This window comes from Kitasatospora indigofera, assembly GCF_014655955.1.
Classification (GTDB): domain Bacteria; phylum Actinomycetota; class Actinomycetes; order Streptomycetales; family Streptomycetaceae; genus Kitasatospora; species Kitasatospora indigofera.
Genome location: NZ_BNBO01000009.1, coordinates 53,548 through 77,347 on the forward strand (window position 1 = coordinate 53,548; position 23,800 = coordinate 77,347).

Annotated in this window: 21 protein-coding genes; 13 read left to right on the forward strand and 8 right to left on the reverse strand. The window is 74.2% G+C overall.

The genetic code is table 11. From position 1 onward, the window contains the following. Nucleotides 1–119: 119 nt before the first annotated feature. The 5 genes from IE329_RS11120 to IE329_RS11140 are packed head-to-tail and all read left to right on the forward strand — an operon-like array spanning nucleotide 120 to nucleotide 5,931. Nucleotides 120–1,712, forward strand: coding sequence for an amino acid permease (locus IE329_RS11120; RefSeq protein WP_373311152.1), 1,593 nt, complete (start codon nucleotides 120–122; stop codon nucleotides 1,710–1,712). Further along, nucleotides 1,709–3,064, forward strand: coding sequence for a glutamine synthetase family protein (locus tag IE329_RS11125; protein WP_190210699.1), 1,356 nt, complete (start codon nucleotides 1,709–1,711; stop codon nucleotides 3,062–3,064). The genes IE329_RS11120 and IE329_RS11125 overlap by 4 nt, the downstream gene beginning before the upstream one ends. Next, on the forward strand, nucleotides 3,061–3,771 hold the full coding sequence (locus IE329_RS11130; RefSeq protein WP_229927357.1) for a gamma-glutamyl-gamma-aminobutyrate hydrolase family protein: 711 nt from the start codon (nucleotides 3,061–3,063) through the stop codon (nucleotides 3,769–3,771). Before IE329_RS11125 ends, IE329_RS11130 begins: the two co-directional genes overlap by 4 nt. Nucleotides 3,772–3,782: 11 nt before the next feature. After that, nucleotides 3,783–5,159, forward strand: a complete 1,377-nt coding sequence (locus tag IE329_RS11135; protein WP_190210700.1) for an aldehyde dehydrogenase family protein — start codon at nucleotides 3,783–3,785, stop codon at nucleotides 5,157–5,159. Between the two features lie 4 nt (nucleotides 5,160–5,163). After that, nucleotides 5,164–5,931 (forward strand): 3-oxoacyl-ACP reductase, encoded by a 768-nt coding sequence (locus IE329_RS11140; protein ID WP_190210701.1) that lies wholly within the window; start codon nucleotides 5,164–5,166, stop codon nucleotides 5,929–5,931. Between the two features lie 109 nt (nucleotides 5,932–6,040). On the opposite strand, the gene IE329_RS11145 is transcribed toward IE329_RS11140, so the two are convergent. Beyond that, on the reverse strand, nucleotides 6,041–6,757 hold the full coding sequence (locus IE329_RS11145; protein WP_190210702.1) for a TetR/AcrR family transcriptional regulator: 717 nt from the start codon (nucleotides 6,755–6,757) through the stop codon (nucleotides 6,041–6,043). Between the two features lie 184 nt (nucleotides 6,758–6,941). Here IE329_RS11145 and IE329_RS11150 point away from each other — a divergent pair, with 184 nt between their 5' ends. Then, the gene (locus IE329_RS11150; protein WP_190210801.1) at nucleotides 6,942–8,459 is read left to right on the forward strand and encodes an APC family permease; all 1,518 of its coding nucleotides are present in this window, start codon (nucleotides 6,942–6,944) and stop codon (nucleotides 8,457–8,459) included. Between the two features lie 64 nt (nucleotides 8,460–8,523). Then, nucleotides 8,524–10,167: an amidohydrolase gene (locus tag IE329_RS11155; RefSeq protein ID WP_190210703.1), complete on the forward strand. Its 1,644-nt coding sequence runs from the start codon at nucleotides 8,524–8,526 to the stop codon at nucleotides 10,165–10,167. A 72-nt stretch (nucleotides 10,168–10,239) separates the two neighbouring features. Here IE329_RS11155 and IE329_RS11160 read toward each other — a convergent pair whose 3' ends face one another. The 3 genes from IE329_RS11160 to IE329_RS11170 all read right to left on the reverse strand — a co-directional run bounded on the left by IE329_RS11160 (nucleotide 10,240) and on the right by IE329_RS11170 (nucleotide 13,357). Further along, nucleotides 10,240–11,001, reverse strand: coding sequence for an SDR family NAD(P)-dependent oxidoreductase (locus IE329_RS11160; protein ID WP_190210704.1), 762 nt, complete (start codon nucleotides 10,999–11,001; stop codon nucleotides 10,240–10,242). A 134-nt stretch (nucleotides 11,002–11,135) separates the two neighbouring features. Then, nucleotides 11,136–12,563 carry an MFS transporter gene (locus IE329_RS11165; RefSeq protein ID WP_190210705.1) on the reverse strand — a complete coding sequence of 476 codons (1,428 nt, stop codon included), beginning with the start codon at nucleotides 12,561–12,563 and terminating at the stop codon, nucleotides 11,136–11,138. A 212-nt stretch (nucleotides 12,564–12,775) separates the two neighbouring features. Beyond that, nucleotides 12,776–13,357: a TetR/AcrR family transcriptional regulator gene (locus IE329_RS11170; RefSeq protein ID WP_190210706.1), complete on the reverse strand. Its 582-nt coding sequence runs from the start codon at nucleotides 13,355–13,357 to the stop codon at nucleotides 12,776–12,778. 122 nt (nucleotides 13,358–13,479) lie between these two features. Between IE329_RS11170 and IE329_RS11175 the strand changes: the two genes are divergently transcribed. The 3 genes from IE329_RS11175 (at nucleotide 13,480) to IE329_RS11185 (ending at nucleotide 17,709) form a co-directional block, all read left to right on the forward strand. Continuing rightward, complete coding sequence (locus IE329_RS11175) at nucleotides 13,480–14,487, forward strand: Lrp/AsnC family transcriptional regulator (protein ID WP_190210707.1); 1,008 nt, start codon at nucleotides 13,480–13,482, stop codon at nucleotides 14,485–14,487. Nucleotides 14,488–14,644: 157 nt separating this feature from the next. After that, the gene (locus IE329_RS11180) at nucleotides 14,645–16,066 is read left to right on the forward strand and encodes an APC family permease (RefSeq protein ID WP_190210708.1); all 1,422 of its coding nucleotides are present in this window, start codon (nucleotides 14,645–14,647) and stop codon (nucleotides 16,064–16,066) included. Next, nucleotides 16,063–17,709, forward strand: coding sequence for an amidohydrolase (locus tag IE329_RS11185; protein WP_190210709.1), 1,647 nt, complete (start codon nucleotides 16,063–16,065; stop codon nucleotides 17,707–17,709). Before IE329_RS11180 ends, IE329_RS11185 begins: the two co-directional genes overlap by 4 nt. Nucleotides 17,710–17,974: 265 nt before the next feature. On the opposite strand, the gene IE329_RS11190 is transcribed toward IE329_RS11185, so the two are convergent. After that, nucleotides 17,975–18,604, reverse strand: a complete 630-nt coding sequence (locus IE329_RS11190; protein WP_190210710.1) for an alpha-ketoglutarate-dependent dioxygenase AlkB — start codon at nucleotides 18,602–18,604, stop codon at nucleotides 17,975–17,977. Between the two features lie 130 nt (nucleotides 18,605–18,734). On the opposite strand from IE329_RS11190, the gene IE329_RS11195 reads away from it, so the two are divergent. Together IE329_RS11195 and IE329_RS11200 are read left to right on the forward strand one after the other, a co-directional pair. After that, entirely contained in the window at nucleotides 18,735–19,244 is a 510-nt protein-coding gene (locus IE329_RS11195; RefSeq protein WP_190210711.1) for an SRPBCC family protein, read from the forward strand. Between the two features lie 93 nt (nucleotides 19,245–19,337). After that, nucleotides 19,338–19,868: a GNAT family N-acetyltransferase gene (locus IE329_RS11200; protein ID WP_190210712.1), complete on the forward strand. Its 531-nt coding sequence runs from the start codon at nucleotides 19,338–19,340 to the stop codon at nucleotides 19,866–19,868. A 137-nt stretch (nucleotides 19,869–20,005) separates the two neighbouring features. On the opposite strand, the gene IE329_RS11205 is transcribed toward IE329_RS11200, so the two are convergent. From IE329_RS11205 to IE329_RS11215, 3 genes are all read right to left on the reverse strand, one after another. Beyond that, nucleotides 20,006–20,698, reverse strand: a complete 693-nt coding sequence (locus IE329_RS11205) for an ester cyclase (protein WP_190210713.1) — start codon at nucleotides 20,696–20,698, stop codon at nucleotides 20,006–20,008. Nucleotides 20,699–20,843: 145 nt separating this feature from the next. Then, nucleotides 20,844–21,296: a hypothetical protein gene (locus IE329_RS11210; protein WP_190210714.1), complete on the reverse strand. Its 453-nt coding sequence runs from the start codon at nucleotides 21,294–21,296 to the stop codon at nucleotides 20,844–20,846. 143 nt (nucleotides 21,297–21,439) lie between these two features. Beyond that, nucleotides 21,440–21,892, reverse strand: a complete 453-nt coding sequence (locus IE329_RS11215) for a hypothetical protein (RefSeq protein ID WP_190210715.1) — start codon at nucleotides 21,890–21,892, stop codon at nucleotides 21,440–21,442. Between the two features lie 261 nt (nucleotides 21,893–22,153). Here IE329_RS11215 and IE329_RS11220 point away from each other — a divergent pair, with 261 nt between their 5' ends. Then, entirely contained in the window at nucleotides 22,154–23,791 is a 1,638-nt protein-coding gene (locus tag IE329_RS11220) for a glutamate synthase subunit beta (RefSeq protein ID WP_190210716.1), read from the forward strand. The last annotated feature ends 9 nt before the right edge of the window (nucleotides 23,792–23,800 follow it).

Genomic DNA, 23,800 nt, shown 5'->3' on the forward strand with positions numbered 1-23,800 from the left:
GGTGGAGCCGCAGGGTGAAGCATGCGCATACGTCAATGGTCCGGTTTCAGTCCATTGACCACCACAGTGCTGTGGCGCACGTTTCGGATCCCCCACCGAACCCCCAAGAAGGGGTGCGCATGTCTCCCGAACCCTCCCCCGCCGACCACCCTGGCATGCCGGTGTTTCCGGCCGACGCCGCCGGGATCACCACCGGCACCGCACCCGCCCTCTCCCCGGACGAGCAACGGCTGCGCGAACTCGGCTACACCCAGGAGCTGGCCCGCTCGATGTCGGGCTTCTCCAACTTCGCCGTCTCCTTCTCGATCGTCTCGATCCTCTCCGGCTGCCTCACCCTCTACGGCTTCGGCCTGAACACCGGCGGCCCGGCGATGATCACCTGGGGCTGGCCGGTGGTCGGCCTGATGACCCTCTGCGTCGCCCTCGCCATGGCCGAGATCTGCTCCTCGTACCCCACCGCCGGCGGCCTCTACTACTGGGCGGCCAAACTCGCCCCCTCCCGCGGCCCCGCCTGGGCCTGGTTCACCGGCTGGTTCAACTTCCTCGGCCAGGTCGCGGTCACCGCCGGCGTCGACTACGGCGCGGCCACCTTCGCCAACGCCCTGCTGGAGATGCAGTTCGGCTTCGCGGCCACCCCGGGGCACACCGTCACGGTCTTCGCGGTGATCCTGCTCGTCCACGGCCTGCTCAACACCCGCGGCGTCCGGCTGGTCGCCCTGTTCAACAACGTCAGCGTCTGGTGGCACCTGGCCGGTGTCACGGTCATCGTCGGCGCCCTCGTCCTGGTGCCCTCCCACCACGCCTCCGCGTCCTTCGCCCTCACGAAGTTCGTCAACAACACCGGCTTCCACAGCTCCTTCTACGTCGCCATGCTCGGCCTGCTGCTCGCGCAGTACACCCTCACCGGCTACGACGCCTCCGCCCACATGACCGAGGAGACCCAGGACGCCGCCCGCTCCGGCCCGCGCGGCATCGTGAACTCCGTCCTCGTCTCGCTGGTCGCCGGCTGGATCCTGCTGCTCGGCCTCACCTTCGCCATCCAGGACTACGACGGCGCGCTCACCAGCTCCACCGGCGTACCGCCCGCCCAGATCTTCATCGACGCCATCGGGGACACCGGCGCCAAGCTCCTGCTGCTGATCGTCATCGGCGCCCAGTTCTTCTGCGGCATGGCCTCGGTCACCGCCAACTCCCGGATGATCTACGCCTTCTCGCGGGACGGCGCACTGCCCGGCTCCCGGCTATGGCACCGGATCAACCCCCGCACCCAGACCCCCACCAGCGCGGTCTGGCTCGCCGCCGGCGGCGCCTTCCTGCTCGGCCTGCCGGCCCTGTGGAACAGCACCGCCTACGCCGCCGTCACCTCCGTCTCGGTGATCGGCCTCTACATCGCCTACGTCATCCCGGTGTTCCTGCGGCTGCGGCAGGGCGACGCCTTCGCCCGCGGCCCCTGGCACCTCGGCCGGTGGAGCCGGCCGGTCGGCCTGGTGGCCGTCGGCTGGACGGCGCTGATCGCGGTGCTCTTCATGCTCCCCACCGTCAGCCCGGTCACCGCCGTCAGCTTCAACTACACGCCCGTCGCGGTGGCGGTCGTCCTCGGCTTCGCCGGCGTCTGGTGGCTGGTCTCGGCCAGGCACTGGTTCACCGGCCCCAAGGTGCACGGCACACCCGAGGAACTCGCCGCCGCCGAAGCCGAACTGGAGATCCGATGAGTCCCCGCCTGACCCTGGAGCACCTGCGCGCCGGCGTCGCCCGGGGGGCGATCGACACCGTCGTCCTCGCCATGACCGACATGCAGGGCCGGCTGCAGGGAAAACGGATCGCGGCCGAGTACTTCCTCTCCGACGTCGTCCCCAACTCCGCCGAGGGCTGCGGCTACCTGCTCGCCGTCGACATCGACATGAACACCGTGGACGGCTACGAGATCTCCTCCTGGGAGAGCGGCTACGGCGACCTCGTCCTCACCCCCGACCTCGACACCCTGCGCGCGGTGCCCTGGCACCCCGCCACCGCCATGGTCCAGTGCGACGTCGCCCACCACGACGGGCGGCCGGTCACCGTGTCGCCCCGGCAGATCCTGCGCCGGCAGCTGGAGCGCCTCGCCGGCCACGGCTGGCACGCCTACGCCGGCACCGAGCTGGAGTTCATCGTCTTCAAGGACACCTACGAACAGGCCTGGGAGAAGGACTACCACCGGCTCACCCCGGTCAACCAGTACAACGTCGACTACTCCATCCTCGGCACCTCCCGGGTGGAGCCGCTGCTGCGCCGGCTGCGCAACGAGATGGCCGGCGCCGGGCTCACCGTCGAGTCGGCCAAGGGCGAGTGCAACCTCGGCCAGCACGAGATCGCCTTCAAGTACGGCGAGGCGCTGCGGACCTGCGACGACCACGCGGTCTACAAGACCGGCGCCAAGGAGATCGCCGCCCAGGAAGGCGTCAGCCTCACCTTCATGGCCAAGTACGACCAGCGCGAGGGCAATTCCTGTCACATCCACCTCAGCCTGCGCGACGAGCAGGGCCGGCCCGTGATGGCGGGGGACGGCCCGCACGGCTTCTCCCCGGTGATGGAGCACTTCCTGGCCGGGCAGCTCGCCTGCCTGGCGGACTTCGCGCTGCTGCTCGCCCCCACCGTCAACTCCTACAAGCGGTACGTGCCGGGCAGCTTCGCGCCGACCGCGATCGCCTGGGGCCGGGACAACCGCACCTGCGCGCTGCGGGTGGTCGGCCACGGCGCCTCGCTGCGCTTCGAGAACCGGGTGCCCGGCGGGGACGTCAACCCGTACCTCGCGGTGGCCGCCCTGATCGCCGCCGGACTGCACGGCATCGAGCAGCAGCTGCCGCTGGAGCCCGAGTTCAGCGGCAACGCCTACGGCTCCGACGCCCCCAGGGTGCCCGCCACCCTGCGCGACGCCGTCGACGCCTTCGAGCACAGCGAAGCGGCCGCGCTGGCCTTCGGGAAGGACGTGGTACGGCACTACAGCCATGCCGGCCGGGTCGAACTCGCCGCCTACGACGCGGCGGTGACCGACTGGGAGCGCCGGCGCGGATTCGAGCGGCTGTGACGGGCGGACCGCTGGTGGGGATCACCAGCTATCTCGACCGGGCGGCCTGGGGCGTCTGGGAGCAGAGCGCGGCCCTGCTGCCGCAGAGCTACGTCGAGGCCCTCGCCCGGGCCGGCGCCACACCCGTCCTGCTGCCCCCGCAGGCCGGCGCCACCGGCCGGCTGCTGGACCGGCTGGACGGCCTGCTGCTCTCCGGAGGGCCCGACATCGACCCCGCCAGGTACGGCGAGGCGCCGCACCCGCGCACGGGAGAGCCCCACCCGCTGCGCGACAGCTGGGAGTTCGGGCTGCTGGACGCCGCCCTGGAGCGGGACCTCCCGGTGCTCGGCATCTGCCGGGGCATGCAACTGATGAACGTCGCCTTCGGCGGCAGCCTGGTGCAGCACCTGCCCGACCGGGTCGGCGACCAGGTCCACCAGCCCGCCCCCGCCACCTTCGGCACCCAGGCCGTGATGGTCCGCCCCGCCACCCGGCTCGCCGGGATTCTCGGCCGCACCGCCAAGGTGGCCTGCTACCACCACCAGGCGGTCGACCGCCTCGGCGACGGGCTGCTGCCCTCGGCCTGGAGCGCCGACGAGACCGTCGAGGCCGTCGAACTGCCCGGCCACCGCTTCGCCCTCGGCGTCCAGTGGCACCCCGAGACCGACCCCTCCGACCCCCGCCTCTTCGAGGCGTTCGTCACCGCTGCCACGGCCACCACCCCCTAGGAGACAGCACCGTGAGTTCGGACCAGGACCTCTTCGAGGTGGTCAACCCCGCCACCGAGGAGGTGATCCAGACGGTGGCCATGGCGGGCCTCGCCGAGACCGACGCCGCCGTCGCCCGGGCCAAGGCCGCCTTCGCGAGCTGGCGCAAGGTCGCGCCGGCCGACCGCGCCCGGCTGCTGCGGGCCTTCGCCGCCGCGGTCGACGCGGACCGCGAGCACCTCGCCGCACTGGAAGTCGCGGGCGCCGGCCACACGGTGGGCAACGCCCGCTGGGAGGCCGGCAACGCCCGCGACGTGATCGAGTACTACGCCGCCGCGCCGGAACGCCTGTTCGGGCGGCAGATCCCGGTGGCCGGCGGCCTGGACGTGACCTTCCAGGAACCGCTCGGCGTGGTCGGCGTCATCGTGCCCTGGAACTTCCCGATGCCGATCGCCGCCTGGGGCCTGGCGCCGGCCCTCGCGGCCGGCAACACGGTGGTGCTCAAGCCCGCCGAACTCACCCCGCTGACCGCCCTGCGGCTGGCCGAACTCGCCCTGCGGGCCGGGATTCCCGAGGGGGTCCTCCAGGTGCTGCCGGGCCGCGGCCCGGTCGTCGGCCACCGCTTCGTCACCCACCCGGACGTGGCCAAGGTCGTCTTCACCGGCTCCACCGCCGTCGGCCGGGCGATCGCCGCCGGCTGCGCGGAGCAGGTCAAGCCGGTCACCCTCGAACTCGGCGGCAAGAGCGCCAACATCGTCTTCGCCGACGCCGACCTCGCCAAGGCCGCCGCCACCGCGCCGTACGCCGTCTTCGACAACGCCGGCCAGGACTGCTGCGCGCGCTCCCGGATCCTCGTCGAGGCGGGCGTGTTCGAGGAGTTCATGGCCCTGCTGGAGCCGGCCGTCCGAGGGGTGCGGGTGGGTGACCCCAACGACGAGAAGACCGAGATGGGGCCGTTGATCTCGGCCGCCCACCGGGCCCGGGTCGCCTCGTACGTCACCGCGGACACCCCGGTCGCCTTCACCGGCACCGCCCCGGACGGGCCCGGCTTCTGGTACCCGCCGACCGTGCTCTCGCCGCTCCGGCAGGACTCCCCGGCCTTCACCGAGGAGATCTTCGGCCCGGTGGTCGCCGTCGTCCCGTTCCGCGACGAGGCGGACGCGGTGCGGATCGCCAACAGCACCGACTACGGCCTGTCCGGCTCGATCTGGACCCGCGACGTGGGCCGGGCGCTGCGGGTGGCCCGCGGGGTGGAGGCGGGCAACCTGTCGGTCAACTCGCACTCCTCGGTGCGGTACTCGACCCCCTTCGGCGGGTTCAAGCAGTCCGGCCTCGGCCGGGAACTGGGCCCCGACGCCCTCCACGCCTTCACCGAAACCAAGAACGTCTTCATCTCCACGGAGGAATAACGCCATGACCGAGCGACTCGACGGCCGGGTGGCCGTCATCACCGGCGCGGGCAGCGGGATCGGCCTCGCGACCGCCCGGCGGTTCGCCGCCGAAGGGGCCAGGGTGGTCTGCGTGGACATCGACGCGGCGGCCGGCAAGGCCGCCGCGGAGGAGGTCGGCGGCCTGTTCGTGCAGGCCGACGTGACCGACGAGGACGCCGTGCGCGAGATGTACGAGCGGGCCGTCGCCGAGTACGGCCGCCTCGACATCGCCTTCAACAACGCCGGCATCTCGCCGCCCGACGACGACTCCATCCTCACCACCGGCCTGGAGGCCTGGAAGCGGGTCCAGGACGTCAACCTGACCAGCGTCTACCTCTGCTGCAAGTACGCGATCCCGCACATGCAGCGGCAGGGCAAGGGCTCGATCATCAACACCGCCTCCTTCGTCGCGGTGATGGGCGCGGCCACCTCGCAGATCTCCTACAGCGCCTCCAAGGGCGGGGTGCTGGCGATGTCCCGCGAGCTGGGCGTGCAGTTCGCCCGGGAGGGGATCCGGGTCAACGCGCTCTGCCCCGGCCCGGTCAACACCCCGCTGCTGCAGGAGCTGTTCGCCAAGGACCCGGAGCGGGCCGCCCGCCGGCTGGTGCACATCCCGCTCGGCCGGTTCGCCGAGCCGGACGAGATCGCCGCCGCCGTCGCCTTCCTGGCCAGCGACGACTCCTCCTTCATGACCGCCAACACCTTCCTGGTGGACGGCGGCATCTCCGGGGCGTACGTGACGCCGCAGTAGCCCCGGCCGCCCGGCGCCCGGACCCGACGGACGGGTCCGGGCGCCGTGCTGTCCCGGGCGCGTCCGTGCTCATCCGGCGGTGCTGCCGCCGTCCCGTGCCCGTCCGCGCTCACCCGGCGGTGCCCCGGGGCCGCTCCAGGCGTGCCGCGGCCGCCTCCAGCAGCAGCTCCAGCGCCGCCGGGTACCCGGAGACGCGCATCTCGGCCACCAGCAGCGGCGCGGTGGCGGCGATGTGCGGGTGGCTCTCCGCGGGCAGCCGGGCGTACGTCCGGTGCCACACGTCCTCGTCGGCCTGCCGGGCCGCGGACGGGAGGGCGCTCGCCGCCGCGTCGAGGGCCGCGAAGGCCAGCGCCTGGTCGACGAAGGCGTGGTAGATCCGCACCGCCTCGGCGTCGGGGAAGCCGCCGCGTCGCAGCACGCCGAGGATCACCTCGACGGCCCGGATCTCGTGCGCCCGCCCGGTGGTGCGGTAGGCGGCGAGTATGGCCGTCCGGGGATGCCGCTGGTAGGCGTGGTGGATCCGCCGTCCGATCTCCCGCAGGTCGGCCTGCCAGTCCCCGGTCGCCCGCCAGCCCTGCTGGGCACGGGAGATCAGCTCGTCGGCGATGGCGAGCAGCAGGTCGTCGGTGTTGCGGAAGTAGCGGTAGATCGAGCTCGGGTCGGACCCGAGGGCGGCGCCCAGCCGGCGGACGGTCAGGGCCTCGGAGCCGTGCTGCCCGATCAGCCGCAGCGCCGTCGCGACGATCGCCTCGGCGGAGAGCACGGTGCCCTGTTTGGTGGGGCGCCTGCGCCGGCGGTCCGGCTCCGGGACCACGCGTTCACCCATCGGCTCTCCTTCCAACGCCTCGGCCCGGCCGACCGGCCCGCGGGCCGTCGCCCGTTCCGCCCCGCTCATGGTGCCGACACCTTATGACAACGCCATTGACGTGTGAAGTGCGCAGGACGTTTCATTCCTGTCCACGGAGCCGACGGCGGCTTCGGCCGATCAAGGTGGTGGTCCGTTGGCATCCATGGCGAACGACGGGGCGAGAGCCCCGCAGGACGACGGAAGGTCCGCGCAGCCGGGTCTGCGCAAGTCGCTCGGGGTCGTGGACGGCGTGGTGATCGCCGCCTCCAGCATCGCGGCCACCTCCAGCGTCGGGATCGGCCTCGGGCTGACCGCCGGCGTCGTCGGCCTGCACCTGCCGGCCGTCGCCCTGCTGGCCTTCCTGCCGGTGCTCGGCATCGCGAGCGGCTACGCCCGGCTGAACCGGGTGGAGCCCAACGCCGGCAACGCCTACACCTGGGTCGGCGGCATCCTGAACCCCTGGCTCGGGTTCCTCACCGGCTGGGTGAACCTGGTCGGCGGCATCGTCTTCATGGCCTACACCACCACGGTCACCGGCTCGGCGCTGCTCCAACTCCTCGGCGAGGCGGGCCTGCACGGCCTGGCAGGCCTCACCCTGGACCCCGACTCCACCGCGCAGACCACCCTGGTCGGCCTGCTGGTCCTGCTGGCCGCCACCCTGGTCGCCGTCCGGGGCGTGGGCCTGGCCGCCCGGCTGCAGAAGTACCTGCTCGTCTTCGAGTACCTGGTGCTGCTCGGCTTCTGCGGGTACGGGCTGTTCGCCGGCGACCAGCCGTTCTCGCTGTCCTGGTACGACCCGTTCGCCATCCCCTCGCTCTCCGCGCTCGCCCAGGGCATGGTGCTGATGGTGTTCTGCTACTGGGGGTTCGAGACGGTCTTCAGCGTGGGGGAGGAGGTCCGCCACCCGCGGGACGCGTCCCGGGCCGGCACCCTCGCGCTGGTCAGCGTGCTGGCGGTGTTCCTGCTGGCCGGTACCGCGTTCCAACGCGTGCTGCCGATGGACGAGTTGGTGGACAACGGGGCCCAGGGGCTGACCTGGTTCGGCCACCGGCTGGCCCAGCAGCCGCTGGCCGCACTGCCGTTGATCGCGCTGACCTTCTCGGCCGTGGCCTCGCTGCAGGCCGCCGTCATCCCCGCCGCGCGCGGCAACTTCGCGATGGGCCGCGACCGCACGCTCGGCCCGGTCTGGACCAGACTGCACCCCCGGTACGGGACGCCGGCGGCCGGGACCGTGCTGGTCGCCGGCATCGCCGCCGCGGTGGCCCTGCTGTGCCTGGCCATCCCCACCGTGACGGACCTGATCGGCGCCGCGGTCAACTCGATCGGCATCGTCGTCGCCCTCTACTACGCCCTCACCGGCGTCGCGGCGGCCGTGCGCTTCCGCCACCTGCTGCGCGAGGCCCCGGCGCAGGCCCTACGGGCGGTGGTGGCGCCCCTGGCCGGCGCGGTCGTCCTGCTCACGCTCGGCGGCTACCTCGCCTGGACCTTCTGGTCCTCGGCCGACCACTTCGAACTCAGCGCCGACAACGGCTGGTTCCAGCTGCTCGGGCCGGTGCTGATGATCGGCACCGGGCTCCTCGCGGCCGGCTGGGCGCGCTGGGTCCGCAAGTCCCCCTACTTCACCACCGGCCGCGGCACGGACGCCGACGCCGCCGACCTGACCCCCGCCCCCGCGGCGTGACCCCGCGGTACGGGCCGGCCGAACGCCGGCCCGTACCTCCGCACCGAGAGACGGACCGACACCCATGAGCACTGCCGACCACGCCGACCTGGTCCTCACCGGCGGCCCCGTCCACACCGGCGACCCGGCCCGCACCCGGGCGACCGGCCTGGCCGTCACCGGCGAGCGGATCACCGCCGTCGGGCACGACGAGGTGAAGGAGCTGATCGGCCCCAGGACCGAGGTCGTCGACCTGCGGGGGAGGATGCTGATCCCGGGATTCCAGGACGCGCATGTCCACGCCGTCTACGGCGGGGTGGAGTTGGGGCAGTGCGACCTCACCGGCACCACCGGCCCGGAGGAGTACCGGAGCCGGATCGCCGAGTACGCCCGCACCCACCCGGGAGCGGCCTGGATCACCGGCGGCGGCTGGTCCCTGGAGAGCTTCGCGGGCGGCCTGCCCACCCGTCAGCAACTGGACGAGGTGGTCGCCGACCGGCCCGTCTACCTGCTCAACCGGGACCACCACGGGGCCTGGGCCAACACCCGCGCCCTGGAACTGGCCGGGGTCACCCGCGACACCCCCGACCCCGCCGACGGCCGGATCGAGCGCGAACCGGACGGCACCCCCAGCGGCGTGCTCCAGGAGGGCGCCACCGCCCTGGTCGCCCGGATCGTCCCGCCGACCGGGGCCGCCGAGCGGCTGGCCGGCCTGCTGCGGGCCCAGCGCCTGCTGCACTCGCTGGGTGTCACCGGGTGGCAGGACGCCCTGCTCGGCGTGTTCAACGGCCAGCCGGACCCGTCGGACGCCTACCTGGCGGCCGCCCGTGACGGCAGCCTGACCGCCCGGGTGACCGGCGCGCTCTGGTGGGACCGCGGCCGCGGCGCCGAGCAGATCCCCGAACTGGTCCAGCGACGGGCGGAGTTGGAGCAGGGGCGGTTCCGGGCCCGGTCGGTGAAGATCATGCAGGACGGGATCGCCGAGAACTTCACCGCCGCGATGACCAGCCCCTACCTGGACGGCTGCGGCTGCGCGACCGCCAACAGCGGCCTGAGCTTCGTCGACCCGGCCGCCCTGTGCGAGCACGTGGTCGCACTGGACGCGCTCGGCTTCCAGGTGCACTTCCACGCGCTGGGCGACCGCGCCGTCCGCGAGGCCCTCGACGCCGTCGAGGCCGCCCGCCGGGCCAACGGCCACCGCGGCACCCGCCACCACCTGGCCCACCTCCAGGTCGTCCACCCGGCCGACGTCCCGCGCTTCGCCCGGCTCGGCGCCATCGCCAACATCCAGCCGCTCTGGGCGGCCCACGAACCGCAGATGGACGAGCTGACCATTCCCTTCCTGGGCCCGGAGCGCGCCGCCCGGCAGTACCCGTTCGGGGACCTGCTGCGCTCGGGCGCGACCCTGGCGGCCGGCAGCGACTGGCCGGTCAGCAGCCCCGACCCGCTCGCCGGGATCCACGTGGCCGTCAACCGCACCCTGCCGGGCGGCGACGACGATCGGGTGTTCCTGCCCGAACAGCGGCTCGACCTCGCGACCGCCCTCGCCGCCTACACCGCCGGGTCCGCCCATGTGAACGGCCTGGACGACGCCGGCAGCCTGCGGCCGGGCAACCTCGCCGACCTGGTGGTGCTGGACCGGGACGTCTTCCTGGCCCCGCAGGCCGTCGCCGAGGCGCGGGTCGAACGCACATATGTCGGCGGCCGGTTGGTGCACGAGGCCTCCTGACACCCGCGCCGGCCGGCCCGGTGGGCCGGGCGACGGTTCCCCGTCGCCCGGCCCCGCCCGGCCCCGACCGGATCAGGCCGAGGCGCCGCCGTCGATCACCAGGTCGGCGCCGACCACGGAGCCGGCGTCCGCCGAGGCCAGGTACAGCACGGCTGCGGCGACCTCGCCGGTGGCGGCGACCCGGCCGAGCGGCGACTCGCCGCGCATCCGGACGGCCCGCCGGTCCGGCGTCTCGCCGGGCAGCAGCGACATCGTGGTGTCCGAGGCGCCGGGGCTGACCGCGTTGATCCGGATGCCGTCCCGGACGTGGTCCAGGGCCGCGCCACGGGTGAGCGCGCTGACGGCCGCCTTGGAGGCGAGGTATCCGCCCAGGCCCGGACGCCGCTGGTGGGCACCGAGGTTGGACGAGATGTTGACGATCGTCCCGCCGCCGTTGGCCCGCATGTGGGCGATCTCGGCCTGCATCGACAGCAGCACGCCCGTCACGTTCACGTCGAGCAGCGTCTGCCAGTCCGCCTCGGGCAGGTCGGCGATCGGCTGCCCGCCACGGAAGACGCCGGCGTTGTTGACGGCCACCTCCAGGCCGCCGAACAGTTCCACGGTCCGCCGGACCAGCGCGCGCACCTCGGCCGAGCGGCTGACGTCGGCGGTGAAGGCCGCGGCCGTGCCGCCCTCCTTCTCGATCAGGGCGACGGTCTCGGCCAGCGGGGCGGCGCCCCGGCCGGCGACGGCCACCCGGGCGCCCTCGGCCGCGAAGGCGAGGGCGATGGCGCGGCCGAGCCCGGAACCGGCCCCGGTGACCAGGACGGTGCGGTCTTCGAATCGAGCGGTCATGGCAGGAACTCCCTTTGCTTGGTGGGTCATCGCTGAGTCATGGCTGAGGCATGGGCGGGTCGTCGGTGCGTCTTCGGCGCGTTGTCGGTGAGTGGTCGGGGAGCGGTCGGGGACTGTCCGGGACCGCCGGGTGGTCAGGGCCCGGCGTGGTGGCGGAGGCCGGTGCGGGCGGGGGGCTCGGTGCCCGGCCGGCGCCCCGGGCGGGTCGTCGCGGCGGCCGCCGTCGCGGTGGCGGCGAGCGCCGCCGCGGCCAGGGCCAGCGAGCCGCTGTCGCTGCCGATGGTGAGCAGGACGGCCAGGACGATGGTCGGCCCCAGCTCCATGGCGGTGTTCAGCACACCGCCGGCCAGCCCGGCCAGGTGCCGGGGGACGTCCTCCACGGCGAGGACCACGGCCCCGGCGAACGAGGCCGCGGCCCCGGCGGGCAGGACGACCAGCCCGGGCAGCAGGGCCACGGGGTAGGGGAGCCGGGGGTCGAAGCCGGTGGCGGCGAGCAGCAGCAGCCCGGCGGCGGCCGCGGCGAGCCCGGCCGCGGTGACCCGCCGGGGCCCGAACCGCCCGATCAGCGGCCCGGTCGCCCGGCTCGATCCGAGCAGGGCGGCGGCGAAGGGCAGGAAGGCACCGGAGGTCGCGGGCGGTGACCACCCGCGCTGCTGCTGCAGGTGGAGCGAGAGGAGCACGAAGGTCGTCGAGGTGGCGGCCGCGGTGAGCCCGACCGCGGTGAGTGCCAGGGCCCGTCGCCGGTGGAGCAGGAAGCCGGGCGGGAGCAGAGGGTCCCGGACGCGGCGTTCCACCAGCAGCAGCGCACCGAGCAGGGCGGCGGCGCCGACCAGGGCGCCGAGCACGGCGGGGGAGGACCAGGGCCGTGCCTCGCCGAGGACGAGGCCGCAGCCGGCGAGGGTGATCCCGGTGGTGGCGAGGACGGCTCCGGGAAGGTCGAGCGCGGGGCGGCCGGCCGGGGGAGGTCGGTGCCGGCCGCCGTCCCGGGCGGGGCCGGCCGGCCGCAGCAGCCGGGGCGCGAGGGCGAGGGCGGCGGCGGTGACCGCGAGCGGCACGGCGAAGGTCCAGCGCCAGGAGGCCGCCGCCGCGATCACGCCGGACAGCAGGTTGCCGGCCGTCGCCCCCAGCACGGACAGGCCTCCCCAGCCGGCCAGGGCCCGGGCGTGGGCGGCGGGGTCGGTGTGGAGCGTCCGCAGCACGGCCATCGCGGCGGGGGCGACCAGGGCCGCGCCGGCGCCCTGCGCGAAGCGGGCGGCGAGCAGCGCCGGGTAGCCGGGGGCGAGTGCGGAGGCCAGCGAGGCGGCGCCGAACAGCAGCAGGCCGGTGGTGAACGTGCGCCGGCCGCCCGAGCGGTCCGCCAGCCGGCCGCCGAGCAGCAGCAGCCCGGCGAAGGAGAGCCCGTACGCGGCGTTGAGCAGGACGAGGCCGGACCGCCCGAGCCCGAACTCGCGGCCGATCTGCGGCAGCGGGACGGCGATGGCCGTGAGGGTGAAGATCAGGGCGGCCTGGACGGTGCCGAGCAGGGCGAAGCCTTGGGCTCCGCGGCGCGCGGTGGGATTCATGGGTCCTCAATAATGGATCGGACGTTCCAGTATGTGGCCGTGCGAGGGCGCGGCTCCGCGCGCCGGGCCGCCGGGGTGCGGCGGGCGGTCCGTGCGGGGAGCCGGGGGCGGGTGTGCGGAGCGGTGGGCGGAGCAGGGTCGGGCCCACGTGCGGAGGGGCGCGGGCCAGGGGGAGGGGTGCGGGACGGGTGCGGGGGAGCGGCGGGCGGCGCTCAGTCGAGCAGGGTCAGCGCCTGCTCGGCCGCGTCGTGCACCCGGAGCGGGTCCGAGGCGGCCTTGCCGACCACCCGGACCCCTTGCAGCAGGACGACCAGCATCCGGGCCAGCGCCCGGGGGTCGCGCCCGGGCGACAGCTCCCCCCGGGCTGCCGCCCGGACCAGCGCCGAGTGCAGCAGGGTCTCGAGGTGGTCCCAGCTGGCCTCGACCCGGCGGGCCGCGTCCCGGTCGTGGGGGGCCAGTTCGGCCGCCGTGTTGGTGACGAAGCAGCCGGCGGCCCGCTGTTCCGAGGCGGCCTCGGCGGCGAACCGGCGGACCAGTGCCCGGACGGCCGGCAGGACCGGGCCGGGCTGGGACAGCTCGTCGAGCAGCCGGGGGTCGGTCAGCTCGGCGTACCGGTCGAGGGCTTTCAGGTACAGCTCGTGCTTGCTGCCGAAGGTGGCGTAGAGGCTGGCGCGGCCGATCCCGAGGTGCTCCACCAGGTCGTTCATCGAGGTCGCCTCGTAGCCGCGCCGCCAGAACAGCTCCAGGGCTGCCTGCAGTGCTGCGTCCGGGTCGAATTCCTTGGTTCTGGCCACGAGAAGGACCCTAGCCCTATCTGGAACGTATGGTCAAGAAAGATCTGAGAGGGAGTGAGTCGGGGCTCGGTACGATCGCCCTGTTCCCGCGCGACCGGGCGGGGCGGGTCAGGGGAGTGCCGATGAAGCTGGACGCGTTCGACGCCGCGCTGGTCCGTGAACTGCAGCAGGACGGCCGGGTCAGCTACCAGCGGCTGGCCGAGTCGTTGGGCGTCTCCCGGGAGGCGGCCCGGGCCCGGGTGCACCGGCTGCTGGAGTCCGGCACCGTGCGGGTGGTCGGGATCGTCCGGCCCTGGGTGGTCGGCATCGGCGCCGTGGCCCACGTCTCGCTGGACGTCGAGGGGCCGGGCCGCCCGGCCGCCGAGGTGGCCGCGGCCAGGCCGGCCAGCAGCTTCGTCTCCTGCACCGCGGGCGCCCGGGCCGTGGTGGCCGAGCTGCGGGTGGCGGACGAGGCCGCCCTGGAGCGCGAGTTCGCCGTGCTGCGGTCGGCGCCCGGGGTGCGGGGGATCGAGGTCTTCCGCTGCACCCGGCTGGTCCGCGACGCCTACTCGCCCGCCACCGATCCGGCCGGCGCCCGGGAGGCCGGCGCCGAGGCCGCCCCCGCCGCCCCCGATGCCGCTGCCGTCCCCGCTGTCACCGGCGTCACCGGCGTCCCCGCCGCCGCGCCGCCCGTCGAGCGGCCGCCGGCCGTGGACGAGGTGGACCGTACGCTGCTGGGCCTGCTCCAGGCCGACGGCCGGGCCTCCTTCGCGGCGCTCGCGGAGCGGGTCGGGCTCTCCCAGCCCGCCACCCGGGCGAGGGTGCTGCGGCTGCTGCAGTCCGGTGCCGTCCATGTGACCGGGCTGGTCGACTCCCGGGCCGTCGGCGTCCGCGAGGCGGTCGGGGTGGGCCTGACCGTGCGGGGCGGCGCCTCGGCGGCCGCCGCCGCGGCCGCCCGGCTGCCCGGGATCAACTACGTGGCGGCGGGCTACGGCCGGTTCGACGTGGTGTGCGGGGTGGACGCGAGCGACCGGCCGACGCTGCTCGCCACCCTGGACGCGCTGCGCGCCTCGGCGGGCGTGGTCCGGCTGGAGTCCTGGTACCACCTGGAGATCGTCAAGGAGTCCTACACCTACGATCTGCCGCTGTGATCGGCAATTCATTCGCATGACGGGGCTTCGGCCTATGAAAGAGAGAAATAGGCCCCCTCTGAGGGTGAAACGTTAACCAGGAAGCCTTGACGCGATCTTTTTGCCACGCGTTGAATGACGGGCACCCCCACCGTCTTCTACCGAGTCCGGGTGCCTGATGAACGAATCCCCCAAGCCGGATCTCACCGCGCTGCCGCGCTCCCTGGGCGTCTTCGGCGGCGTGCTGCTCACCCTCTCCTGCGTGACACCCGCCTCCTCGCTGTTCATCGTCGTGCCGCCACTGCTGCAGAGCCAGGGCAGCGGCGCCGTGCTCACCCTGCTGATCGCCGCGGCGCTCTCGCTCGGCGTCGGCTTCTGCTACGCCGAACTCGGCACGCTCGTCCCCAGCGCCGGCGGCGAGTACTCGATCGTCGGGCAGTTGCTCGGACGGCTCGCGGGCTGGCTGGTCTTCGTGATCTCGGTGGTGTCGCTGCTGGTGATCCCGCCGATCATCGCCCTCGGCGCGGCCGGCTACCTCTCCTCCGTCGTCTCGCTGGACCCGGCCGTGGCCGGCGCGCTGGTGATGGCCCTCGCCGTCGCCGTCGGCGTGCTCGACATCAAGTCCAACGCCCTGATCACCGGCATCTTCCTCGGCATCGAGGTGCTCGCCGCGGCCCTGGTCAGCGTGCTCGGCTTCCTGCACGTCCGCCAGCCGGTCTCCACCCTGCTGCACGCCGTGGTGCCCGACGGCCAGGGCGGCACCAGCCCGTTCACCACCGGTCTGCTGATCTCCGGCCTCGCCGTCGCGCTGTTCACCTACAACGGGTTCGGCACCGCCGTGTACCTCTCCGAGGACCTACGCGACCCGCGCCGCACCGTCGCCCGCACCGTGCTCTGGTCGCTGCTGGCCGGCGTGGTGCTGATCACCGTCCCGGTGGCGGCGATCTGCCTGGGCGTCGACTCGGCCGACCAGCTGGCCGCCGGCGACCTGGTCGCGGTGGTGGACTCCTGGGCCGGCAGCACCGTCGGCACCTTCGTCTCCCTCTGCATCGCCGCGGCCATCCTCAACGCCGTCATCGTGATGGTGCTGCAGAACGGCCGGGTGCTCTACGCCTCCGCCCGCGACCGGACCTGGCCCGACCCGGTCAACCGGGTGCTCGGCAGCCTGCACCCGCGCTGGGGCTCGCCCTGGGCCGCCACCCTGGCCATCGGGGTGCCCGGCGTGGTGCTCGCGCTCGCCGTCCCGATCGACGCCCTGCTCGGCTTCACGGGTGTCGTGGTCGCGGTGATCTACCTGCTGCTCGGCTGCGCCGCGCTCACCGCCCGGCGGGCCCGTCACCGCGCCACCCCGGCCTGGCGGATGCCGCTCTGGCCGGTCGTCCCGCTGGTCACCATCGGCGTCCTGGCGTACTCGCTCACCCGGCAGAGCCCCCGTGACCTGCTGATCACCGGCGCGGTGCTGCTGGTCGGCATCGCCTACTGGTTCGGCTACCTGCGTCCGCGCAGCGCCACCCACTGGGTCCTGACCCTGCCCGCCGACCTGGCCGCCGCCCCCGCCGCCCCTGGTACCGCCCCCGCAACGCTCCCGGAGAACGTGTGAACCGCCCCGCCGACCTCGTCCTGCACAACGCCCACGTCCACACGGTTGACGACGCCCGGCCGCGCGCCGAGGCGATCGCCGTCCGGGACGGCCGGATCGCCTGGGTGGGCGACGGGGACGGCTGGCGCGTGCTGGCCGGCCCCGGCACCGAGGTGGTGGACGCCCGCGGCCGGCTGGTGCTGCCCGGCTTCGTGGACAGCCACAACCACGTCCGGCTCGGCTCCGACGCCGACTGCGTCCAGCTCGCCGGCGCCGCGAGCCTGGCCGAGATCGGCGCCCGGATCGCCGAGCGGCTGCGCAGCCACCCCGACGCCGAGTGGATCGAGGGCGAGGCCTTCGACTACTCCGCGATCCCCGGCGGCCGGATGCCCACCGCCGCCGACCTGGACCCGTACACCGTCGGCCGGCCCGCCTTCGTGCTCAGCTACGACGTGCACACCGCCTGGCTGAACACCGCCGCCCTGCGGCGCCTCGGCATCACCCGGGACACCACCGAACTGCCCTACGGCACCGTCCGCAAGGACCCGGCCACCGGCGAGCCCACCGGCTTCCTCACCGACTTCGCGGTCAAGGGCCTTTCCCGGGCGGGCCACCGGGCGCTGCGCGCCGCGGGCGTGCCGTGGGCGGCCCCGGACCGCCAGTACGGGCGACTGCTCAGCAGCCTGGACATGGCCGCCCGGTACGGCATCACCACCGTGGTCGAGCCGCAGAACTCGCTGGACGACCTGGCCCTGTTCGAACGCGCCATGGCCGAGGGCAGGCTCCGCTCGCGCCTGGTCGCGGCCCTCTTCCACCCGCGCGGCACCACCGCGGCCGAACTCGCCGAGTTCGCCGAGGTGAGCCGCCGGTACACCTCCGACCGGCTGCGGGTCGGCCCGCTGAAGCTCTACATCGACGACGTGGTGGAGCCGCACACCGCCGCCCTGCTGGAGCCCTACGCCGGGCACCACAGCCACCGCGGCGAGACCTTCTACCCGCCGGAGGAGTTCGCCGAGGTGCTGGCCGGCCTGGACGCGGCCGGCTTCCAGGCCTTCGTGCACGCCACCGGGGACCGCGGCATCCGCACCGTCCTGGACGCCGTGGAGCACGCCCGCCGGGTGAACGGCCCGCGCGACGCCCGGCACCAGGTGGTGCACGTGGAGTGCCTGGACCCGGCGGACGTCCCGCGGTTCGCCGAACTCGGCGTGGTGGCCTGCATGCAGCCCCGGCACTGCTCGCCCGACATCGCCGGCCCCGGCCGGGACTGGGCGGAGGCCGTCGGCGAGCAGCGCTGGACCAAGGCCTGGCCGATGCGCAGCCTCCAGCGGGCGGGTGCCACCCTGGCCCTCTCCAGCGACTGGAACGTGGCCGAGATGGACCCGCTGATCGGCCTGTACACCGCCGTCACCCGGCGCGGCCTGGCCGGCGGTGACGCCTGGATGCCGCAGGAGACGCTGGACCTCGCCACCGCCGTCCGCGGCTACACGCTGGGCAGTGCGTACGCAAACTTCCTGGACGCCGAACTCGGTTCGCTCGCCCCCGGGAAGCTGGCCGACCTGGTGCTGCTCTCGGACGACCTGTTCGCGCTGGAGCCGAAGGCCATCCTGGACGCCCGGGTGGAGCTGTCCGTGGTGGGCGGCGAGGTCGTCCACCGGGCGGGCTGAAGCCCGGCGGGCCGGCCGGGCCCGGTCTCCCCGCCACTTCCCGGGCGGGGGCCGGGCCCGGCGCTCCGGACCGTCAGCCGGCCGGCCCGGCACGATGATCGGAAGACCTCGATGAGCTGCTAGTATTCATGTCGCCGAGGGATTGATCTTCGGCCATGCGTCGGTGGTGCTGGTGGAGCACGTCCTACTTTCAGTAGGAAGAGTCCGTTCGAATCGGGCCCGGCGCTCCAATCTTTTCCGGGCCCGGGCCCGGCCCGAGGGTGCTTCAGTTCACCCCGCTCGGGCGGAACTGGATGCTGATCCGCGGCCCGACCGGCCGGACCGTCTTCGGGACGGCGTGCTCCCAGGTCCGCTGGCAGGATCCGCCCATGACCAGCAGGTCCCCGTGGCCCAGCAGGTGCCGGACGCTCGCGCCCCCGCCGAACCGCGGCCGCAGCAGCAGTGCGCGCGGCTCGCCGACCGACATGATCGCGACCATGGTGTCCTCCCGGTCGCCGCGTCCGATCCGGTCCCCGTGCCAGGCGACACTGTCCCGGCCGTCCCGGTAGTAGCAGAGCCCGGCGCTGACGAACGGCTCCCCGAGCTCGCCGGCGTAGTGCGCGCTCAGCGCCGACCGGGCCTGCGCCAGCACCGGGTGCGGCAGCTCGCGCCCCTCCCGGTAGTAGGCCAGCAGGCGCGGGACCGAGACCACCCGCTCGTACATCTGCCGCTGCTCGGCCTGCCAGGGCACCTCCGCGACCAGCCGTTCGAACAGCTCGTCGGCGCCGGTCAGCCAGCCCGGCAGCACGTCGACCCAGGCCCCGGCGCCGAGCACGGTGCGGCGGACGGCCGTCAGCGGGCGGAGCCCGATCTCGTCCGTCCCGTCCAGGAGGCTGCCCTGCAGCTGGATGGTCATGGCTCCACCCTACGCCCGTAATCGAACATATGCACGAAAGAGAGGGCGTGCCGCCCGCGATGTCCGACCGGGGGAGTAGCTTCCCGTACCGACCGCCCCTCGGGCGGCAGCGACGGACGGAGGTACGGCGATGGCCCGGCGGGACTTGGTCACCGGCGCCACCACCGAGGTGACGGTGACGGTGGACCTGCCGCCGGAGCGGGTCTGGGACCTCGCCGTCGACGTCACCCGGATCGGCGAGTGGAGCCCGGAGTGCGTCCGCGCCGGATGGACCTCGCGGGCGGGCGCGGTGCCCCGCGCGGGTGATCGGTTCCGGGCCCGCAACCGGTACCCGGACGGGTTCGTCGCGACGGTCGAGTGCGTGGTGACCGAAGCGGTCCGCCCGGCCGTGTTCGCCTGGGTGGTGCTCGACGACGCGAGGGACGCGGCCCGGCCCGGTTCGCTGTGGCGCTACGACCTGCGGGCGGCGGGCAAGGGCACCGTGGTCACGCAGACCTTCACCCACGGGCCGGGGCTGACCGGACTGCGGGAGGGCGCGGAGAGCGGCCTCGGCCCGGAGGTGGTCGCGGGGCGGCTCGCCCAGCTGCGCCGGAACATGACGGTCACCCTGCGCGCGATGGCCGGGGCCGCCGGGCGCTGACGCCTGCCCGCGCCGCCCGGGTCACCCGGGTGCCGGGGGCGGCGGACACCCGCCCCCGGCCGGGGCGGGGTGGGTGCAGCACAATGGCGTCCCATGAACGAGACCGATCCGCCGGCCGCCGGCGCGGCCCTGGTCGGCCGGGCCGGCGCGGTACGCCGCGCCACCGCCGCCGACGCACCCGCGCTGGTCCGCCTGCGCGGGCTGATGCTGGAGGCGATGGACGTCCCGACCGGCCCGGAGCAGGCGCCGTGGCGGGCGGACGCCCTCGCCTGGTTCACCGAACGCCTCGGCCGGCCCGAGGAGTTCGCGGCCTTCCTGGTGGAGGACCGCGAACTCGGCGTGGTCAGCTGCGCGGTGGGCAGCTGCGAGCGGCACGCCCCCGGGCCGGCCAACCGCAGCGGCCTGCAGGGGCACGTCTTCAACGTCAGCACCGACCCGCGCCGGCAGGGCCGCGGCCACGCCCGCGCCTGCCTGGACGCCCTGCTGGCCTGGTTCGCCGCGGACACCGGGGCCAGGGTGGTCAATCTCAACGCCACCGCGGACGGCGCGGGGCTGTACCGCTCGCTCGGCTTCGCGGCCCCGCGCTTCCCCGCCCTCCAGCTGAGGATCGGCACCGGGGCCTGAGCGGTACCTCGGCCCGGCCCCGGGCCGACCGCAACCACGGACGGCAGCGCCGCGGTGGGACAGCCGTGCCCCACCCGCGCGCCCTCCGCGCGGGCCCCGGCAACCCGGGCGGGCGGCTGCCGTTCCCCGCAGGGGCCTCAGGCGGGCATCATGCCCATCTGGCGCATCATCGCCACGGCGTCCCAGCTCCACCAGCCTTCCTTCACCTTGCCGTCCTCGAACCGGAAGATCGTCATTCCGGCGCACTCGATGGTCTTGTTGGTGGGAGCCATGCCCATGTACTCGCCGATGTGCGTGCCGCGCCACATCCAACGGGTGGCCACCTGGTCGCGGTCGGCGATCTGGCTCTGGATGTCGAAGGTGAAGTCGAAGGCCGTGCGGTAGCCCTCGATCATCCGCTTGACGGCGGCCGGGCCGACCGTGTCGCCGTCCATCGTCGGGTCGTGGTCGCAGTAGTCCTGCGCGAGGAGTTCGTCCAGGACGGACATGTCACCCGTCGACGGGTCCATCAGGAGGCGGCGGGCCGCTTCCTTGTGGAACTGGTCGTCCCGGACCAGGTCGAGGTTGGTGAAGGTGGGCGGCTCCTGGCAGAGCGCCACCATCTCGCGGAAGATCCGGTCCGTCTCCGGCAGACCGGAGTTGCGCATCGCCGCCTCGTACGAGGGGAATTCGATGATCTCCACGACGTGCTGGGCGTCGTCCCGGTCCTTACCCACCATGCTGTGGGTGGCGGTGCGCCTGCCCTGGGTCTGCTCGATCCAGGTGTCCATCAGCCGGTTCAGTTCATCCGGCTGCTCCGTACGACACTCGACGATCTGTACAAAGGTCATCGCGGGCCTCCCGATCCGACCCCCCGGCTGCCTCCGTCCGCCGACCGCGCTCCTTCCACTCTCCTCCTCCCGCCCGCCGGGCACCACACGGCACCCGCTCCCGGGGACGGGAGCCCCCGGCGGGGGAGCGGGCGCCGTTCCGCCGTCAGGCCGGGTGGCCGCCGGCGGGCCTGGGCGGCCACCCGCCGGGGCCCCGGTTCGCCGTGCCGATCCAGCGGGTCAGGGCGTCGAGCACGGGCTGCTCCAGTTTGGCCAGGTGGCGCAGCGCGTCGACGTCGCCGACGGCGAGCGGGACCAGCGCCTCGTCCAGGGCGTTGGTGAGCTGCGCCCAACGGTCGGCGTTGGCGATCACCTGGAGGGTGTCCTGGGCGCTGCTGAGACGGACGGTGTCGTCGGCCCCCACGAGCGGGTGCCGGCCCGGCGCGGGGCCGGCAGTCGTCCGTCCGGGGCCGAAGCGGTCAGCGGGGTGGCCGACGGGGTGGCCGACGGGGTGGCCGGCGGGCGGGCCGTCCGGCGGACGGGCGCCGAGGGGGAGCATGGGCGACCAGGCCTGGCGTCGTCCGGGCTGGACCTGGTGCTCTCCGGGGCTGCTGCTCACGCCCGCCTCAACGCGGAACCCCGGGCCGGGGCTACGCCCCTGGCGTGAGGTTCACCCGCTTGCGCCGTCCGCCGCCGGTCCGCCGTCCGTCCGTCCGCCGTCCGTCCGTCAGCCGTCCGGGGCCTGCGGGCCGGGCCGCCCGGTCAGTGCGGGGTGGTGCAGGTGGTCGACTGCAACGCCGGTCGCAGGGCCGGGCCGCCGGTCGCGCAGACGACGACCGGGCCGAGGGCGTCGATCTGCGGGGTGCTGACCCGGACGGTTCCGTACTGCAGCCGGGTCGAGGAGGCGACGGTCTCCCACGGACTGCCCCAGGCCCGCTGGACCTTGACGTCGACGCGGACCAGCGTCAGCTGCCCGGGGTGCTCGGCGGTGACCAGGGCGCTGCCGAGGACGCCCGACCCGTTCCGCTCCTGCCAGGCGCAGGGCCGGTTCACCAGGGCCGGACAGCCGGCGCCGGGTGCCGCCGCGGCCGTGGCCGAGGTCGAGGGGCCCGCCGCCGAGACGGCCGACGGGGTCGGGGCGGCCCAGGAGGGGCCGGCCATGGCCAGGGTCAGTCCTGCCGAAACGACCGTCAGAGCTGCGATCCGAGCGCGCATTTCATCAACTCCCTTGTAAATGAAGGCACTGGATGTGCTTCGGCGAGTATTGCACACCGTGTACATGTCATAACTGTGTGCTGCGTCACACGTGAAGTGATGAACCGACTACCGTGCGTGCCCACTGGTGCCGACCGCGACGGGAGGGGGCTCCGGGTGCATCGGGGCCGGATGACGCCAAAGGGTTCCAGGTTCGGATAAACCGGGCATATCGGGCGTACGGTGGCGATGTCCGGCGAGACCCCTGCGAGGAGGTCTGCGATGCCCGACCCGAAGGGCTTTCTCACCACCGGGCGCCAGACCCGCAGACGACGCCCGGTCTCCGAGCGGGCCCAGGACTGGGGAGAGGTCTACGAGGGGCACCCGCTGCTGCCCGTCGTCTCCCTGCAGGCCGGACGCTGCATGGACTGCGGGCTCCCGTTCTGCCACAACGCCTGCCCGCTCGGGAACCTCATACCCGAATGGAACGACCTGGTCTTCCACCAGGACTGGGAGGCGGCCGCCGAACGGCTGCACGCCACCAACAACTTCCCCGAGTTCACCGGACGGCTCTGCCCCGCGCCCTGCGAGAGCTCCTGCGTCCTGGCCATCAACGCGGACCCGGTCACCATCAAGGAGGTGGAGGTCGCGATCGCCGACCGGGCGTGGTCCCGGGGGGAGGTCCGCCCGGAGCCGGCGCCGAGGGCGACCGGGCGTTCCGTCGCGGTGGTCGGCTCGGGCCCGGCCGGCCTGGCCGGTGCCCAGCAGCTCACCCGGGCCGGGCATACGGTGACCGTCTACGAGCGGGCCGACCGGGTCGGCGGCCTGCTCCGCTACGGGATCCCCGACTTCCGGATGGCCAAGCGGTATCTCGACCGCCGGATCGCCCAGATGCGGGCCGAGGGCACCCGGTTCGTCACCGGCACGGCCGTGGGCACCGCCGTCGACGCCGCCGATCTGCGGGCCCGGCACGACGCCCTGCTGCTCGCCGTCGGCGCCACCGCCTGGCGCGAACTGGCCCTGCCGGGACGTGAGCTGGCGGGGATCCACCAGGCCATGGAGTACCTGCCGATCGCCAACCGGGTCTGCGCGGGCGACCTCGACGCCCCGACCATCAGCGCCGAGGGCAAGGACGTGGTCATCGTCGGCGGCGGCGACACGGCGGCCGACTGCCTGGGTACGGCCCTGCGCCAGCACGCCCGGAGGGTCACCCAGTTGGACATCCACCCGCAGCCGCCGGACACCCGCTCGCCGGACCAGCCCTGGCCGATCCATCCGAAGGTCCACCGGCTGACCGCTTCGCACGAGGAGGCCGGCCACCTCTACCGGGAGCAGTACGGCTACCCGGCAGGGAGGCCGGGCGTGGGCCCGGGCGGGGACGAGGCCGGGGACGGGACCGGGGGTGCGGACCGGGGCGGAGTCCCGGGCGGGGGCGGGAGCGCGGGTCGCGACCTCCGCGTGGCCGCGGGCGGCTGCTCCCAGGGCCCGGACGGCCCGGACATCCGGACCTACGCGGCCCGGACGGTTCGTTTCGACGGTACGGACGGCCGGGTCAGCGGGGTCACCTTCGTGGCCTCGGCCGGGCCCGCCGCCGGCCCGCCGGCAGCGGCGGCCGAACAGGCCGTCCCGGCCCAACTGGTGCTGCTCGCCCTGGGGTTCGCCGGCCCCGAGCGGGACAGTCCGCTGGCCGGCCAGCTCGGGCTGGAGCTCGCCCCGCAGGGCACCTTCGCGCGCGACGCGGACTTCGCCACCGGCCGTGACGGCGTTTTCGTCGCCGGTGACGCGGGACGTGGCCAGTCGCTGATCGTCTGGGCGATCGCCGAGGGCCGCTCGGCCGCGGCGGCCGTCGACCGCTACCTCGCCGGGTCGACCGCACTGCCCGCCCCGATCCGGGCCACCCACCGGCCGCTCGTCCTCTGACCGCTCGTC

Excerpts from the sequence above, each read along its gene's own strand:
- IE329_RS11175 (WP_190210707.1), top strand. The coding sequence starts at position 13,480 with ATGAAGCTGGACGCGTTCGACGCCGCGCTGGTCCGTGAACTGCAGCAG.
- IE329_RS11160 (WP_190210704.1), bottom strand. The coding sequence starts at position 11,001 with ATGACCGCTCGATTCGAAGACCGCACCGTCCTGGTCACCGGGGCCGGT.
- IE329_RS11120 (WP_373311152.1), top strand. The coding sequence starts at position 120 with ATGTCTCCCGAACCCTCCCCCGCCGACCACCCTGGCATGCCGGTGTTT.
- IE329_RS11200 (WP_190210712.1), top strand. The coding sequence starts at position 19,338 with ATGAACGAGACCGATCCGCCGGCCGCCGGCGCGGCCCTGGTCGGCCGG.
- IE329_RS11190 (WP_190210710.1), bottom strand. The coding sequence starts at position 18,604 with ATGACCATCCAGCTGCAGGGCAGCCTCCTGGACGGGACGGACGAGATC.
- IE329_RS11125 (WP_190210699.1), top strand. The coding sequence starts at position 1,709 with ATGAGTCCCCGCCTGACCCTGGAGCACCTGCGCGCCGGCGTCGCCCGG.
- IE329_RS11215 (WP_190210715.1), bottom strand. The coding sequence starts at position 21,892 with ATGCGCGCTCGGATCGCAGCTCTGACGGTCGTTTCGGCAGGACTGACC.
- IE329_RS11150 (WP_190210801.1), top strand. The coding sequence starts at position 6,942 with ATGGCGAACGACGGGGCGAGAGCCCCGCAGGACGACGGAAGGTCCGCG.
- IE329_RS11140 (WP_190210701.1), top strand. The coding sequence starts at position 5,164 with ATGACCGAGCGACTCGACGGCCGGGTGGCCGTCATCACCGGCGCGGGC.
- IE329_RS11195 (WP_190210711.1), top strand. The coding sequence starts at position 18,735 with ATGGCCCGGCGGGACTTGGTCACCGGCGCCACCACCGAGGTGACGGTG.
- IE329_RS11220 (WP_190210716.1), top strand. The coding sequence starts at position 22,154 with ATGCCCGACCCGAAGGGCTTTCTCACCACCGGGCGCCAGACCCGCAGA.
- IE329_RS11155 (WP_190210703.1), top strand. The coding sequence starts at position 8,524 with ATGAGCACTGCCGACCACGCCGACCTGGTCCTCACCGGCGGCCCCGTC.
- IE329_RS11180 (WP_190210708.1), top strand. The coding sequence starts at position 14,645 with ATGAACGAATCCCCCAAGCCGGATCTCACCGCGCTGCCGCGCTCCCTG.
- IE329_RS11165 (WP_190210705.1), bottom strand. The coding sequence starts at position 12,563 with ATGAATCCCACCGCGCGCCGCGGAGCCCAAGGCTTCGCCCTGCTCGGC.
- IE329_RS11205 (WP_190210713.1), bottom strand. The coding sequence starts at position 20,698 with ATGACCTTTGTACAGATCGTCGAGTGTCGTACGGAGCAGCCGGATGAA.
- IE329_RS11145 (WP_190210702.1), bottom strand. The coding sequence starts at position 6,757 with ATGGGTGAACGCGTGGTCCCGGAGCCGGACCGCCGGCGCAGGCGCCCC.